The organism is Micromonospora sp. NPDC048935 (assembly GCF_043197875.1).
In the GTDB taxonomy this organism is placed as follows: domain Bacteria; phylum Actinomycetota; class Actinomycetes; order Mycobacteriales; family Micromonosporaceae; genus Micromonospora.
Genome location: NZ_JBICTZ010000016.1, coordinates 114,141 through 128,287 on the forward strand (window position 1 = coordinate 114,141; position 14,147 = coordinate 128,287).

The window sequence follows — 14,147 nt, forward strand, 5'->3', positions numbered from 1 at the left end:
CCCGGAAGCGAGCTTCTCGCGGGCCATAGGATGAGCGGTCACGGCGGGAGGAGCGGCGCAATGAGCGGGACACGACGGGACGACAACGGAGCTGTGTTCGGCGGCGCCTCGCTCGCCGGCGCTACGCGTGGCGGCTCGGTGTGCGGCGGCGAGAAGGCGCGCCGCACGGCGGTGTTCCGTTGACCCCGCGTGGGTGGGCGCTGCTGTCGCTGGCCGGGTTGGCCGTCGCGCTTGTCGTGATCGCCGCGCTGTTCATTCCGTGGCACCGACCGCCGGCCCCCCGCGCCGACCAGCTCGCCGCGCTGCGTGACCTGCCCGCCGCGCAGGTGGCCAAGGGGCGGGAGTTCCGGGCCGCGCTGCGCCCGGGCGGTTACGCCGCGCTCGCCGTGGGGCTGCTGGTCGCCCTGGCGCTCGGGTTGACCCCGCTGGGCAGCCGCCTGGTCGAGTTGGTGGGCCGGCCGTTCGGGGGGCACTGGGCCGCGCAGGCGGTGCTCGGCGGGCTGGCCGTGGTGCTGGTCGCCGACCTGGTGACGCTTCCGTTCGCCGCCTGGCGCCAGAGCGTGCTCACCCGCTACGGCCTGAGCACCAACGGCTGGAGTGGCTGGGCGGTCGACCTGCTCAAGTCGTACGCCGTCAGTGCGGTGATCGGCGCGGTGGCGCTTGTCGGGTTCTACGCGGTGATCCGGTTCGCCCCACGCTGGTGGTGGGCGTTCGGGGCGGCGGGCGCGGCGCTGCTGGTGGTGCTGCTGTCGTTCGTGCTGCCGGTGCTGGTGGAGCCGGTCTTCAACAGGTTCACCCCGATGGAGCAGGGCCCGCTGCGCACCGAGCTGATGAGCATGGCCGCCCGCGACGGGGTGCCGGTGCGCGACGTGCTCGTCGCCGACGCCTCCCGCCGCACCAGGGCGGTCAACGCGTACGTGTCCGGTCTCGGGCCGACCCGGCGGGTGGTCGTCTACGACACGCTGCTGCGCGAGGCGACCCCGGGCGAGGTGACAGCCGTGGTGGCGCACGAGTTGGGGCACGCGAAGGACTCCGACGTGGCGGTGGGCACGGTGACCGGGGCGCTGGGTGCCGCTGCCGCCGTGGTGGCGCTCTACCTGCTCGGCTCGTGGGGGCCGCTGCTGCGACTGGCCGGCGTCGACTCGGTCGCCCAACCACGCGCCTTCCCGTTGCTGGTCGCCCTCGTGACGGTCGCCGGGCTGGTCGCCACGCCGGTGCAGGCGCTGATGTCACGACGGGTGGAGGCACGCGCCGACGCGCACGCGCTCGCGCTGACCCGTGACCCGGAGACCTTCGAGTCGATGCAGCGTCGGCTCGGTTCGGTCAACCTGGGCGACCCCGATCCGCCGCGCTGGGAATACCTCTACTCGGCCACGCATCCGTCCACCGTCGAGCGGATGGCTGCCGCCCGCGCGTACGCCCGGGAGGCCGGCCGATGAACCGCACGCTGCTGATCACCAACGATTTTCCGCCCCGACCGGGCGGCATCCAGTCCTTCGTGCACAACCTCGCGGTGCGGCAACCGGCCGGCTCGGTGGTCGTCTACGCGTCGAGCTGGCGCGGGGCCGCGAAGTTCGACGCCGACCAGCCGTTCGAGGTGATCCGGGAGCGCACGCGGGTGCTGTTGCCCACCCCGTTGATCGCCCGCCGGGCGGCGCGGCTGGCGCGGGCGTACGACTGCGACACGGTGTGGTTCGGTGCGGCGGCCCCGCTGGGGCTGCTCGCCGCCGGCCTGCGTCGGCGGGCCGGCGTCCGCCGGGTGGTGGCACAGACCCACGGCCACGAGGTTGGTTGGGCGGCGCTGCCGGCCGCCCGGCCGGCACTGCGGCGCATCGGTCGGGGGGCGGACGTCATCACCTATCTGGGCGAGTACACGCGCACCCGGTTGGCGCGCGTGCTGGACGGGGTGACCGAGCTGCGCCGCCTCGCGCCCGGGGTCGACGTGGACACCTACCACCCGACCGTCGACGGTGAGCAGGTCCGGGCTCGGCTCGGGTTGACCGACCGGCCGGTGGTGGTCTGCGTGTCCCGGCTGGTGCCGCGCAAGGGTCAGGACATGCTGATCCGCGCACTACCGGAGATCCGCCGCCGGGTGCCCGACGCGGCGCTGCTGATCGTGGGCGGCGGGCCGTACCGGGCGACCCTGGAGAAGCTGGCCCGACAGACCGGTGTGGAACGGGACGTGGTGTTCACCGGTTCGGTGCCCTCGGCCGAGCTGCCGGCGCACTACGCGGCCGGCGACGTCTACGCGATGCCGTGCCGCACCCGCAATCGCGGCCTCGACGTGGAGGGGCTGGGCATCGTCTACCTGGAGGCGTCCGCGACCGGCCTGCCGGTGGTGGCCGGCGACTCCGGGGGCGCACCGGACGCGGTCCGCGAGGGGGAGACCGGCTACGTCGTCCGCGGGCGGGACGTGGCCCAACTCGCCGACCGGGTCGCCCGGCTGCTCGCCGACCGGGACCTGGCCCGCCAACTGGGCGCCGCCGGTCGGGCGTGGGTGGAGCGGGAGTGGCGCTGGGAGGCGCAGGCGGAACGGATGGCGGCGCTGCTCGCCGGCTGATCGCCGTTCAGCTCTCCCGGGCCGGCGCGTAGTGCGGCACGTACTCCTGGCCGGTGAGCTTCTGGATCTCCGCCATCACCTCGTCGGTGACCGTCCGGATGTCGCGTGGCCCGTGGATCCGCTCGGCGACCGGGATCGGCGGTCCGAATCGCAGGGTGACCGGGTGTCGACGGGGCAGCCGCGCGTCGACCGGCAGCACCTCGGCGGTGCCGAGCACGCCGACCGGAATGATCGGCACCCCGGCGTCGCGGGCCAGCCGGGTCATGCCGACGCGGCCCCGGTAGAGCCGCCCGTCCGGGGACCGGGTGCCCTCCGGATAGATGGCGACCAGGCCACCGGCGCGCAGCACCGGCACGGCGGCGTCGAGGGCGCGCAGGGCGGCCCGGCCGTCGGCGCGGTTGACCGGGATGGCCCCCATGCCGGCGACGATCCGCCGGTTGAGCCAGCCGCCCGGTCCGCCGCCGTTGAAGTATTCGACCTTCGCCCAGAAGGTGACGTGTCGGGGCGTCGAGGTGACGAGAAACCATTCGTCGGCGACGGACAGATGGTTGCCGGCGAGGATCGCGCCGCCGTGCCGGGGCAGATGCTCCAGCCCTTGCACGCGGGGCCGCCAGCCCACCCGCATCGCGGTGCCGACTGTCAGTTTGGCGACGTCGTACAGCAGGGGCACGTGTCCTCCGGGGTCGAGTGTCCGGCTCGCGCCGGGCCGAGGTGGGCCTCCAGCGCGGCGCGCAGCAGGCTGTCGTCGTCGGTGGCGCCGGTGGCCAGCGGCAGGCTGCCCCAGGCCCAGAGTTGGGCGATGCCGTGCAGGTTTGCCCAGAGCGCGCCGGCGAGCACCGCGGCGGGCGCGTCGGTGGGCCGACGCACCTGCGCCACCAGGTCGGCCAGGACGGTGAACAGCGGCAGGCTCGTCTCGCGCAGCCGCAGCCGGCCGCTGTCCAGCAGGTCGTGGCGGAACATCAGCTCGAACATGCCGCGGTGGGCCGCCGCGAAGTCCAGGTACGTCCGGGCCAGTGCGGTCAATCGGGTACGCGGGTCCGCGTCGACGTCGTGCAACGTTCGCTCGACCCGGGCGGTGAGGTGGGCGAAGCCCTCCCGGGCGATGGCGGAGAGCAGGTCGACGTGGGTGGGGAAGTAGCGGCGCGGTGCGCCGTGGGAGACCCCGGCACGGCGGGCGATCTCCCGCAGGGACACCGCCGACTGGCCCTCCCGCAGCACCAGGTCCACCCCGACAGCCACCAGGTGCGCCCGCAGCCCCGTCTCGTCCGCGCTCACCGACACTGTCTACCAGCCGCCGTAGACGGTGTCTACCTCCGGCGGTGCTCCAGTCCGGTCTCCTGACGTCGGGGCAGTGTGACGCCGGGGATCCCCCGACGTCGGTGACGACGAGTGGGTCATGCGTGGGAAATTCAGCGGATGCGGGCCAGGATCCGGTCGGCGGGGGCCGGGCGCCCGAAGTGCCAGCCCTGGCCGGCGTCGCAGCCGATCGCCCGTAGGCGCTCGGCCTGCCCGGCGGTCTCCACGCCCTCGGCGGTGACCGTCAGGTCCAACGCGTGTGCCAGCGAGACCAGCGAGGCCAGGATCCGCTCGTCGGTGCGGCCGACCGACGGCGACCGGAGGCCGGCCACGAACTCCCCGGCGACCTTCAGCTCGGTCACCGGCAGGTCCCGCAGGTACGCCAGGTTGCTGTAGCCGGTGCCGAAGTCGTCGATGGCGATCCGCACCCCGAGGTCGGCCAGCACCCGCAGGGCGCGTACCGGCTCCTCGGCGGTGCTCATCATCGTGCTCTCGGTGATCTCCAGTTGGAGCCGCTCCGGCGGCAGGCCGGTCTGCCGCAGCAGTGCGCGAACCTCCTGCACCAGACCAGGCCGGTGCACCTGCCGTACCGCCAGGTTGACGCTGACGAACGGTGCGGCGGCGTTGCCGGCCGACCAGGCCTCCGCCTCGCGGCACGCCTCGGCCAGCACCCAACCGCCGAGTTGGACGATCAGGCCGGTCTCCTCGGCCAACCCGATGAAGCTGTCCGGACGCAGCACCCCCAGCTCCGGGTGGCGCCAGCGGACCAGCGCCTCGACGCCGACCAGGCTGCCGTCGCGAAGGGAGGTCAGCGGCTGGTAGTCCAGATAGAACTCACCCCGCTCCAGCGCGGCCGGGATGGCCGCGGAGAGCGCGTACCGGGCCAGCTCGCGTTGGTTGCGCTCGGCGTCGTAGAGCGCCCAGCGCGCACCGCCCGCGGACTTCGCCCAGTGCAGGGTGCTGTCCGCGGCCCGCATCAGGTCACTGGGGTTGGCGCCGGCCACCGGGCGCTCCACGATGCCGATGCTCGCCGAGATCTGCAGCTCGTGCCCGTCGACAAGCGCCGGTGTCCGCACCGCGGCCAGCGCGGTCTCGGCCAACGCCGCCATGTCGTCGGTGCCGCCGCTGCTCTCCACCAGGATCACGAACTCGTCCCCGCCGAGGCGGGCCACCAGGTGCTCACCCATGGCCTTGCACAGACGTTCGGCGACCGTGACCAGCAGTTGGTCACCGACCTGATGACCCAGCGTGTCGTTGACGACCTTGAAGCGGTCCAGGTCGAGGAAGAACACCCCGACCCGCCGCGCACCCCGGCCGGGCTCGTTGAGGGCCGCGGTGAGCCGTTCGGTGAACAGCGTCCGGTTGGGCAGACCGGTGAGCGGATCATGGGTGGCCTGATGCCGGAACCGGGCCTCGCTGGCGCGCAGCGCCCGCTCGGCCTGCGTCCGGGCCCTCATCGCGGCCCGGCGGATCGACTCCTGCTCGTCGAGGGTGCGGTCGCGCAGCGCGCGGGCGTAGCCGGTCGCCACGGCCGCCAGCAGCCGGGCCAGCCGGTCCTCGACGTCCTCGGCCACCAACCCGAGGTCGCGCACGAACCGAAGCTGGATGACCTCCACCGTACGACCCAGCCCCTCCGCGGAGGCGATGTGCGCGGCGACCAACTCGGCACCGACCCGGTGCCCGGCCCGCAGGTCGAACGGCTCCGTGAGCAGCGCGCCGGCCAGTTGGCCGGTGAGCCGGTCCAGCAGGGTCTCCAACTGGGCCTGGGTCATCGGAAGGTAGCTGGTGCCGGAGACCGCCTTCGCCCACGCCCGGGCGAATGTGCCCGGGCGGGAGGCGGCCTCGGGCGCGTCAGCCACCGAGTCGCCCGACGCCGCCCATGAAGACCGCGCGCTCGGCGTCCTCCGCGCTCTCCGGTGTGTCGGGTCGCCACTGGGGCACCCACACCACGCCCGGGTCGAGCAGCTCGAACCCGTCGAAGAGCGCGGTCAACTCGGCCCGACTGCGTATCCACAGGGGGTTGTCGGTGCGCCGGTAGACCCGTTCGGCCTCGGCGCGTTCGTCGTCGCTGCGCCCGTCGTCGCTGGCCTGTGACAGCACCAGATAGCTGCCGGGTGCCAGGGCGTCGCGCAGCGTCCGCAGCAGCTCGGCCGGTCGGTCGTCATCCGAGACGAAGTGCAGGACGGCCACGACCATCACGGCCACCGGTTGGCTCAGGTCGAGCAGCTTGCGGACCTCCGGGTGGGCCAGGATCGCCTCCGGGCGCCGCAGGTCCTCCTGCACCACCACCGCCCGGTCGTTGCCGGCGAGGATCTCCCGGCTGTGCGCCACCGCCACCGGGTCGACGTCCACATAGACCACCCGCGACTGCGGGTCGAGCCGCTGGGCGATCTCGTGCACGTTGCCGACGGTCGGGATGCCCGAGCCGATGTCCAGGAACTGCCGGACCCCCGCCTCGGAGAGGTGGTGCACGGCGCGGCGCAGGAACGCCCGGTTGGCCTGGGCCATCAGCGGCGCCTCCGGCACCGCCGCGACCATCGCCTGCGCCGTCGCGCGGTCCGCGGCGAAGTTGTGCGAGCCACCGAGGTAGTAGTCGTACATCCGCGCGACACTCGGGCGCTCGATGTCGATGGTGTCGGGTGCCCAGTCTGGCCGCTGCATGCGTTCACCCCTTGAGTCCGCGTCGCGGGCGTCGTCGCCCGCGCGGGTATTGTGCACCCGCCCCGCACGCCAGACCATAGCGCGCGGGAGGTTGCCCGCCGACGTCGGTCGATGCGCGACGGCCCGCGCCGGCCGAAGCTGGCGCGGACCGTCGGTCGTGCTCTCCCGCCACCGCAGCGGGGACAGATCAGAACTTCGGCGCGTCCGGTGCCTCGAGCAGGCCGAGCCGCAGGGCGGTCATCAGCGCCTGGGCCCGGTTGGCCGCACCGAGCTTCTCGTAGAGCTTGGAGATGTGCGTCTTGGCCGTGGACTCGCTGACGAACAGTTGCTTGGCGATGCCCGCCACGCTCATCCCGTCGGCGAGCAGCCGCAGCACCTGCCCCTCCCGGGGAGAGAGCTGCGGGCCGGACGGCGCGAGCCGGCGCTTCATCGCCTCGGCCAGATCGGCGGCCGTGAACGCGCTGGGGGAGGAGGCGGCGTGCCGCGCGGCGGCCACCACCTCGTCGGCCGGGGCGGTCTTCGGCACGAAGGCACTCGCACCGGCCTCCAGGGCGCCGAAGAGCTGGTCGTCGCCGGCGTACATGGTCAGCACCACGATGCCCATCGACGCACTGGACTTGCGCAGCGCGCGGGTCGCCTCCAGGCCACTGCCGTCGGGCAGCCGCAGATCCATGATCACCACGTCCGGCTGTAGGGCGCCGGCCTGGCGCACCCCCTCCGCCGCGGTGGCGGCCTCACCGACGACCTCGAACTGCCGGTCGCGCTCGAAGGCGTGGCGCAGGCCCTTACGAATCAGGTCATGATCGTCAACAAGGAGGACCTTGGTGCGGGTGGCCGGTGTCGGACTTGTGGTCATCCTCGGGTTACTCCCCTTCTGGTGCTGCGCTGTCGCGCACGTTATCTCGGCGGGACGAGGTGCCGACAACCACGGCCACGGTTGTGCCGCTGGGTTGCCGCGGCCTGATCTCCAACCGGCCCCGGATACGTTCCGCCCTCTCGGCCATGATCGCAAGACCGTACCGTCCGTCGGGGCGCTGGTCAGCCATCCCCTGACCGTCATCCGACACTTCTATTTGCGCGTACGGGGGGTCGACCTCGCACGTGACCCACAGATTCGACGCTCCGGCGTGCTTGCGCGCGTTGGTCACCGCCTCCTGCGCGATGCGCAGCAACTCGGCCTCGGTGGCGGCCGGCAGCCGGGCCGTGGACTCGTCGAGCGAGAGGTGCACCCGCAGCCCGCCGGAGGCGCCCACGGTGCGCGCGTACTCGGCGATCGCCGCGGCCAGCCCGCCCTGCCGGTCCACCTCGCTGCGCAGCTCGAAGAGGCTCAGCCGCAGCTCCTGGATCACCCGGGTCACCTCGCCGCGCAGCGTACGCAGGGCCTCGGCGGTCTCGTCGGCGTCGTCGAAGACGGTGGCCATGGCGTTGTCGATGCCGTAGCCGACCATCACCAGCTCCTGCGCCACCCCGTCGTGGATCTCCCGGGCCAGCCGCTGCCGTTCCTCGTTGGTGGCCAGCGAGCGCACCTCGTCGAACAGCAGCGCCGCCTCCAGCCGCAGCGCGGCCGGGCGGGTCAGCGCGGTCACCCGGGACACCACCGGCGGCGGGTACGCGTGCGCGGCGTCCGCCTCCAGCACCACCAGACCCACCGTGCGCACCCCGGCGACCAGCGGAACGATGAGCGCGGACACGTCCGCGCCCCGGTGCGAGCGCGACTGCGACCGGGCGGCGGTGGTGGCCTGCTGGCTGGCCCAGGCGTCGGCGATCGCCGAGTCCGCGTCCAGCGTCGTCTCCCAGTCCACCCGGTCGACGCCGGCCTGGGCGAGCACCACGAGCCGACCGCCGCCGCTGGCCGACAGCACCGCGCCCCGGTCGGCCCGGGCCACCGTGCGCAACTCCTCCAGTAGGTGCTCGGAGATGCCGCCCGGGTCCAGGGTGGCGCCGGGCAACTGGCGGGCCACGGTCCGTAGTTGGGTGAGCAGTCGGGTCGCCTCGGCGTACGGCTGGGGTTTGCCCTCGCCGCGGACCGCCATTACCCGGTGCAGGGTGCCGGCGGCGTAGAGGCCCAGCGCCGCCAGGATCAGCCACTGCGCGCAGACCGCCAGGTAACCAGGTTGGCCGAGCTGGACCCCTCCGTCGACCTCGGTCAGCGCACCGCTGACCAGCAGGGTGGCGGCGCTGACCGCGAGCAGGGCGGCACCTTCGCGGAAGCGGCGGCGCAGCGCGGTGACGGTCACCGGGACCGCCAGGTAGGGCAGCACCGCCGAGGCGCCGAGCCCGTCCACCGTGCCGATCGACGCCACCGCGGCCACCTGGCTCGCGGCCAGGCCCAGCACCACCACCTCGGCCACCCGGCTCAGCGGCGCGATCAGCGGGTGCTGCGGCGCCAGCAGGGACGGGAGCCCGGCCACCGCCAGCAGCGCGATCCACCACAGTTGGGTGACGTCGCGGGTGGCGAAGAGGGTCAGGACGGCGATCAGCGCCAGCATCACCAGGCGGGCGGCCGCGGCGAGGGGATGCGGGTGCGGTGCGGTGGTCGTGGATGCGGGCACGTGACGGATGGTAGTCAGCCTTGGTAGATGTCGGCGATTTCCGCCGCGTACGTCTTGTGGACGACCTGGCGCTTGACCTTCAGCGACGGGGTCAGCTCGCCGGTCGCCTCGCTGAAGTCGTGTGGCAGGACCCGGAACATCTTGATCGCCTCGGCCTTGGAGACGGCCTGGTTCGCGGTGTCGATCGCGGCCTGGATCTCCCTGCGCAGGGCCTCGTGCTCGCGCAGTTGCTCGGCGGGGGTGTCGGCGGGTATCCCGACACCTTCCAGCCAGGCCGGCAGCGCCTCCTCGTCGACGGTGACCAGCGCCGCGATGAACGGCTTGCGGTCACCGACGACGACACACTGGCTGATCAACGGGTGCGCCCGGACCAGGTCCTCCAGCACCGCCGGGGCGACGTTCTTGCCGCTGGCGGTGACGATCAACTCCTTCTTGCGCCCGGTGATGCTCAGGTAGCCGTCGGAGTCGAGGTGCCCCAGGTCGCCGGTGCGGAACCACCCGTCGTCGCTGATCGCCTCGGCGGTCGCCGTCTCGTTGCGCCAGTAACCCTGGAAGACCAGCTCGCCGGAGATCAGGATCTCGCCGTCGTCCTCGATCCGCACGGTCACGCCGGGCAGCGGGCGGCCGACGGTGCCGATCCGGGTGCCGCTCGGCAGGTTCGCGGCGGCGGCGGGCGCGGTCTCGGTCAGGCCGTAACCCTCCAGGACCGTCACGCCGATGCCCCGGAAGAAGTGACCGAGCCGGGCGCCGAGCGGCGCGCCGCCGGAGATGGCGTCGCGGCACCGCCCGCCGAGCGCGGCCCGCAGCTTGCCGTAGACCAACCGGTCGAAGACCACGTGCTGGGCGCGCAGCGCCAGGCCCGGCCCGCCGGGGGTTTCCAGAGCCTCGCTGTACGCGACGGCGACCTGCTCGGCGCGGGCGAAGATGCCGGCCTTGCCGTCTGCCTCGGCCTTCTGCTTGGCCGCGTTGTAGACCTTCTCGAACACCCGGGGTACGGAGAGCACGAAGGTCGGCCGGAACGCCTGCAACTCGGCGACCAGGTTCTTGGTGTCGGCGCAGTGCGCCATGGTGGCCCGCGCCTGCACGACGCCGATCTGGATCAGCCGGGCGAAGGCGTGCGCCAGCGGGAGGAAGAGCAGGGTGGACGCGCCGGCGTTGAACAGGTTGGGCAGCACCGGCACCGCGTTGGCGATGTCGGCGTACATGTTGCGGTGGGTGAGCACGCAACCCTTGGGCCGGCCGGTGGTCCCGCTGGTGTAGATGATCGTGGCCAGGTCGTTGGCGCGGACCGCCTTGCGTCGCCGCTCGACCTCGGCCAGCTCGACCGTGGCACCGGCCTTGACCAGCTCGTCGACCGCACCGAGGTCGATCTGCCAGACCTGGGTCAGCTCCGGCAGCCGGTGTCGGACGTCGGCGATCAGGGCGGCGTGCGCGTCGGTCTCCACCACGACGGCGACCGCGTTGGAGTCCTCGATGATCCACGCGGCCTGCTCGGCGCTGGACGTCTCGTAGATCGGCACGGTGACCGCGCCGATGGTCCAGATGGCGTAGTCCAGCAGCGTCCACTCGTACCGGGTGCGGCTCATCAGCCCGACCCGGGCACCCGGTTGGATGCCGGCGGCGATCAGCCCACCGGCCACCGCGGCGACCTCGTCGCGGAACTGCCGGCAGGTCACGTCGGCCCAGGCGGTGGCGGTGCCCTCGGCACCGGGGACGGGGCGGGCGAACTGGACGGTGTCGGGCGCGGCCTCGGCGTTGTCCCACACCGGATCGGTGAGGTTGGCCGCGTCGCCAACGGTGACGATCGGCGGGACGGAGAACTCGCGCACCTGCACTCCTTCGTGCTCGCACTGGCCGGGCCGGCCGCCGCCCTGCGGCGACGGCTGTGTCGAAACCTACCCGCAGGGCGGCGCGGGTGGGACAGGCAGGAGGGGCGGTCGCGCCTCGCCGTGGTGGGCGTACGGCGCGGGGTGGGACGCCGATCTCCGCCACCCGGTGCTGGCGGGGGCGGCGCGGCGTGCGGGCGGGGCCCGCCGGGTAGCCTCCCCCCATGGCGGACTCCTCCACCCAGTCGATCATCATCGGCGCCGCACCGGATCGGGTGACGGCGGTCATCTGCGACTTCGCGCGCTACCCGGAGTGGACCGAGGCGGTGCGCCGCGCCGAGGTCGTCGAGGAGTACGAGGACGGCTACGCCAGCCAGGTGCGCTTCACGATCGACGCCGGGGTGATGGCCGACGAGTACGTGCTCGCCTACGCCTACGCCGAGGATCTCTCCCGGATCGAGTGGCACCTGGTCGCCCCCTCGAAGATGCAGAAGTCCCAGCGCGGCTCGTACGACCTGGTGGGCAACCCGGACGGGACTACGACGGTGACCTACACGCTGGAGGTCGACCTGTCGGTGGGAATGCTCGGAATGTTTCGGCGCAAAGCCGAGAAGATGATCATGGACACCGCGTTGAAGCAGCTCAAGCGCCGGGTAGAAGCAACTGGTGCGGCGCAGTGACGGGTCCGGTGGCACGGTAGAGGAGCCAACTGTGGGCGGAACGGATCCGGGTTCGGCCCGGGAAGAGGCGGAGCGGCTGGTCGCCACCCTGCTCGCGGGGGCACGACTGGCCTCCGCCGGCTCGGCGGGCGGCGCGCTCAACTCGCTGGGTGCGGTGTTGTCCGGTGTCCTCGGTCACAGTGCCGACCCGGAGGGCCGGCCCGGCACCGGCGGTGCTTTCGCCACCGGATCGGCCGAATGCTGCGTCTGCCCGGTCTGTCGGGGCATCGCCGCGTTGCGTGACCCGAGTCCGGAATTCGCCGAACGCCTCGCGACCGGTGCCGGTGACCTCGCGGCGGGCGTCGCCAGCCTGCTCCGCGCGTTCTCCCCGGCGGAGCCGCCCGCGACGAGCGCGTCGTGGCCGACCTCCGCGCCGACCTCCGCGCCACCGTCGGCAGCCGCCCCGAACACCGACGACGTGGTTCCGGAGCCGGCCCCCGGCGACCCGTCCACCGCGGCCGGCGACAACCACGTGTGGCGCGATGCCACCCGTACCGGGCATGATTCTCAGCCGGCGCCGGAGCGGGATGTCTGGTCGGTCGCCACCCGGACGGCGGACCCACTCGCCCCGGCCGCCGCACCACCCGTCGACGACGCCGGGCCGGCGACCGTACCGGCACCGACCACTCGTCCCGCGGTGCCCGCGTCGCGGGTGCCGGACGGCACCGGTGCGCAGGCACCGGGCGACGGCGCCTGAGCGCGGGACATCCCGACCCGGACCGGCAGGCCGCCGGAACCCGGGTCGGACAGCAGAGGGGAGCGGCAGCGGTGACGCTGACCATCGGAGTCGACGTCGGTGGCACGAAGGTGGCTGGCGGTGTCGTGGACGACACCGGCACGGTCCTCGTGCAGAGCCGACGGGACACCCCCGCCGATGACGTCGGCAAGACCCGCGACGTCATCATCGAGCTGGTCGGCGAGTTGACGGCGGGGCGGACGATCGAGGCCGTCGGCATCGGCGCGGCCGGCTGGATCGACGCCAGCCGCTCGACCGTGCTCTTCGCTCCCAACCTCGCCTGGCGGGACGAACCGCTGCGCGAGTACGTCAGCACGGCCGTCGGCCTCCCCGTGATCGTGGAGAACGACGGAAACGTGGCCGCCTGGGCCGAGTTCCGCTACGGCGCGGCCCGCGACGCCGACGACTCCATGATCATGTTCACCATCGGCACCGGCGTGGGCGGCGGCGTCGTCCTCGGCGGGGAGCTGATGCGGGGCGCCCACGGCATCGCCGCGGAGCTGGGCCACATGCTGGCCGTGCCGGACGGGCACCAGTGCGGCTGCGGCCGGCTGGGCTGCATCGAGCAGTACGCCAGCGGCAGCGCCCTGGTGCGCTTCGCCCGAGCCGGCGCCCGACAGGAGCCCGACCGGGCCGCCGCCCTGCTGGACCTGGCCGGCGGCGAGGCCGAGGCGATCACCGGTCACATGGTGACCGCCGCCGCGCAGGGTGGTGACCCCGTCTCCGCTGAGGCGTTCGCCCAGATCGGCCGGTGGCTGGGCACGAGTCTGGCCGACATGGCGCAGATCCTCGACCCGCAGACCCTGGTGGTCGGTGGCGGTGTGATCGACGCCGGTGACCTGCTGCTCGGTCCGACACGCCGCTCGTACCTCGACGCGCTCGCCCAGCGCGGTCGCCTGCCGGTGGCCGAGGTGCTGCCGGCCGAACTCGGCAACAGCGCCGGGGTGATCGGCGCCGCCGACCTGGCCCGCCGGATCTGAGGCGGCCTGCGATGGGCGTGCCGCTGCGCGTGGTGTCGTACAACATCCACAGTCAGCGCGACGACACGGCCGCGCTGGCGGCGGTGGTCCGGGCCGCGCGGCCGGACGTGGTGATCGTGCAGGAGGGGCCGCGCCGGTTCCGGTGGCGGCAGAAGTCCGCCACGTTGGCCGAGTCGTTCGGCCTGGTGGTGGCCGCCGGCGGGCTGCCCGCGCTGGGCAACCTGCTGGTGACCAGCCTGCGGGTCCAGGTGCGGGGCACCCGCTGCCAACGCTTCCCGCTGACCCCCGGCCGACACCTGCGCGGCGCCGCGTACGCCGACTGCCGGGTCGGCGACGCCCACGTCACCCTCGCCGGCTCGCACCTGTCCACCGACCCGACCGAGCGCCCCGCGCAGGCCGCCGAGTTCAAGCGTGGGCTGGACGCGGCGACCAGCCCGGTGGTGGCCGGGGCGGACCTCAACGAGGGCCCGGACGGGCCGGCGTGGGCGACCGTGTCACGCGGGTTGACCGACGCCGCGGTGGCGGCCGACCGGGCGGACCGGCTCACCTACTCCTGCGCCGACCCGCGCCGGCGCATCGACGCGCTCTTCGTCGACCCGCGGATCACCGTTGTCGACTACGACGTGGTCGACACCCCGCAGACCCGACGGGCCAGCGACCACTTCCCGGTCCTGGTCGACCTGCTGCTGCCCGCCGCCGGCTGACCCCGACCCCGGCCCGACCGTCGACGCGTCAGTCCCAGGACTGGACATCCGGCTCCGTTGTGGAGAGGATTTCGCGGCGACCGGCACGCCTGCCGTACCAAAAGGAGATGTCC

General features: G+C 73.4%; 14 protein-coding genes. 7 read left to right on the forward strand and 7 right to left on the reverse strand.

The features are described 5' to 3' along the window. The first annotated feature begins 60 nt into the window (after positions 1 to 60). Genes ACGFIW_RS31340 through ACGFIW_RS31350 form a run of 3 tightly spaced genes read left to right on the forward strand, consistent with a single transcriptional unit; the run spans position 61 to position 2,560 of the window. Positions 61 to 183 (forward strand): hypothetical protein, encoded by a 123-nt coding sequence (locus tag ACGFIW_RS31340; RefSeq protein WP_393323492.1) that lies wholly within the window; start codon positions 61 to 63, stop codon positions 181 to 183. Then, a complete protein-coding gene (locus ACGFIW_RS31345) occupies positions 180 to 1,439 on the forward strand; it encodes a M48 family metallopeptidase (RefSeq protein ID WP_393323495.1) in 1,260 nt (419 codons plus the stop codon). Before ACGFIW_RS31340 ends, ACGFIW_RS31345 begins: the two co-directional genes overlap by 4 nt. Continuing rightward, complete coding sequence (locus ACGFIW_RS31350; protein ID WP_393323498.1) at positions 1,436 to 2,560, forward strand: glycosyltransferase family 4 protein; 1,125 nt, start codon at positions 1,436 to 1,438, stop codon at positions 2,558 to 2,560. Before ACGFIW_RS31345 ends, ACGFIW_RS31350 begins: the two co-directional genes overlap by 4 nt. 7 nt (positions 2,561 to 2,567) lie before the next feature. On the opposite strand, the gene ACGFIW_RS31355 is transcribed toward ACGFIW_RS31350, so the two are convergent. The 7 genes from ACGFIW_RS31355 to ACGFIW_RS31385 form a co-directional block, all read right to left on the reverse strand. Next, positions 2,568 to 3,230, reverse strand: a complete 663-nt coding sequence (locus ACGFIW_RS31355) for a lysophospholipid acyltransferase family protein (RefSeq protein ID WP_393323501.1) — start codon at positions 3,228 to 3,230, stop codon at positions 2,568 to 2,570. Then, positions 3,200 to 3,835, reverse strand: a complete 636-nt coding sequence (locus tag ACGFIW_RS31360) for a TetR/AcrR family transcriptional regulator (protein WP_393323504.1) — start codon at positions 3,833 to 3,835, stop codon at positions 3,200 to 3,202. Before ACGFIW_RS31360 ends, ACGFIW_RS31355 begins: the two co-directional genes overlap by 31 nt. 134 nt (positions 3,836 to 3,969) lie before the next feature. Further along, positions 3,970 to 5,628 carry a putative bifunctional diguanylate cyclase/phosphodiesterase gene (locus ACGFIW_RS31365; protein ID WP_393323571.1) on the reverse strand — a complete coding sequence of 553 codons (1,659 nt, stop codon included), beginning with the start codon at positions 5,626 to 5,628 and terminating at the stop codon, positions 3,970 to 3,972. A 79-nt stretch (positions 5,629 to 5,707) separates the two neighbouring features. After that, positions 5,708 to 6,517 (reverse strand): SAM-dependent methyltransferase, encoded by an 810-nt coding sequence (locus ACGFIW_RS31370; protein ID WP_393323507.1) that lies wholly within the window; start codon positions 6,515 to 6,517, stop codon positions 5,708 to 5,710. A 187-nt stretch (positions 6,518 to 6,704) separates the two neighbouring features. Then, positions 6,705 to 7,373: a response regulator transcription factor gene (locus ACGFIW_RS31375; RefSeq protein ID WP_007072219.1), complete on the reverse strand. Its 669-nt coding sequence runs from the start codon at positions 7,371 to 7,373 to the stop codon at positions 6,705 to 6,707. A gap of 7 nt (positions 7,374 to 7,380) precedes the next feature. Further along, positions 7,381 to 9,069 (reverse strand): GAF domain-containing sensor histidine kinase, encoded by a 1,689-nt coding sequence (locus tag ACGFIW_RS31380; RefSeq protein ID WP_393323510.1) that lies wholly within the window; start codon positions 9,067 to 9,069, stop codon positions 7,381 to 7,383. Between the two features lie 14 nt (positions 9,070 to 9,083). Beyond that, the gene (locus tag ACGFIW_RS31385) at positions 9,084 to 10,898 is read right to left on the reverse strand and encodes an AMP-dependent synthetase/ligase (protein WP_393323513.1); all 1,815 of its coding nucleotides are present in this window, start codon (positions 10,896 to 10,898) and stop codon (positions 9,084 to 9,086) included. Between the two features lie 221 nt (positions 10,899 to 11,119). Between ACGFIW_RS31385 and ACGFIW_RS31390 the strand changes: the two genes are divergently transcribed. From ACGFIW_RS31390 to ACGFIW_RS31405, 4 genes are all read left to right on the forward strand, one after another. Continuing rightward, positions 11,120 to 11,575 (forward strand): SRPBCC family protein, encoded by a 456-nt coding sequence (locus tag ACGFIW_RS31390; protein ID WP_393323515.1) that lies wholly within the window; start codon positions 11,120 to 11,122, stop codon positions 11,573 to 11,575. A 31-nt stretch (positions 11,576 to 11,606) separates the two neighbouring features. Further along, on the forward strand, positions 11,607 to 12,311 hold the full coding sequence (locus ACGFIW_RS31395) for a hypothetical protein (protein WP_393323518.1): 705 nt from the start codon (positions 11,607 to 11,609) through the stop codon (positions 12,309 to 12,311). A 71-nt stretch (positions 12,312 to 12,382) separates the two neighbouring features. Next, positions 12,383 to 13,330, forward strand: a complete 948-nt coding sequence (locus ACGFIW_RS31400; protein WP_393323520.1) for an ROK family glucokinase — start codon at positions 12,383 to 12,385, stop codon at positions 13,328 to 13,330. Between the two features lie 11 nt (positions 13,331 to 13,341). Beyond that, positions 13,342 to 14,034, forward strand: a complete 693-nt coding sequence (locus tag ACGFIW_RS31405) for an endonuclease/exonuclease/phosphatase family protein (protein WP_393323523.1) — start codon at positions 13,342 to 13,344, stop codon at positions 14,032 to 14,034. Positions 14,035 to 14,147: the final 113 nt, after the last annotated feature.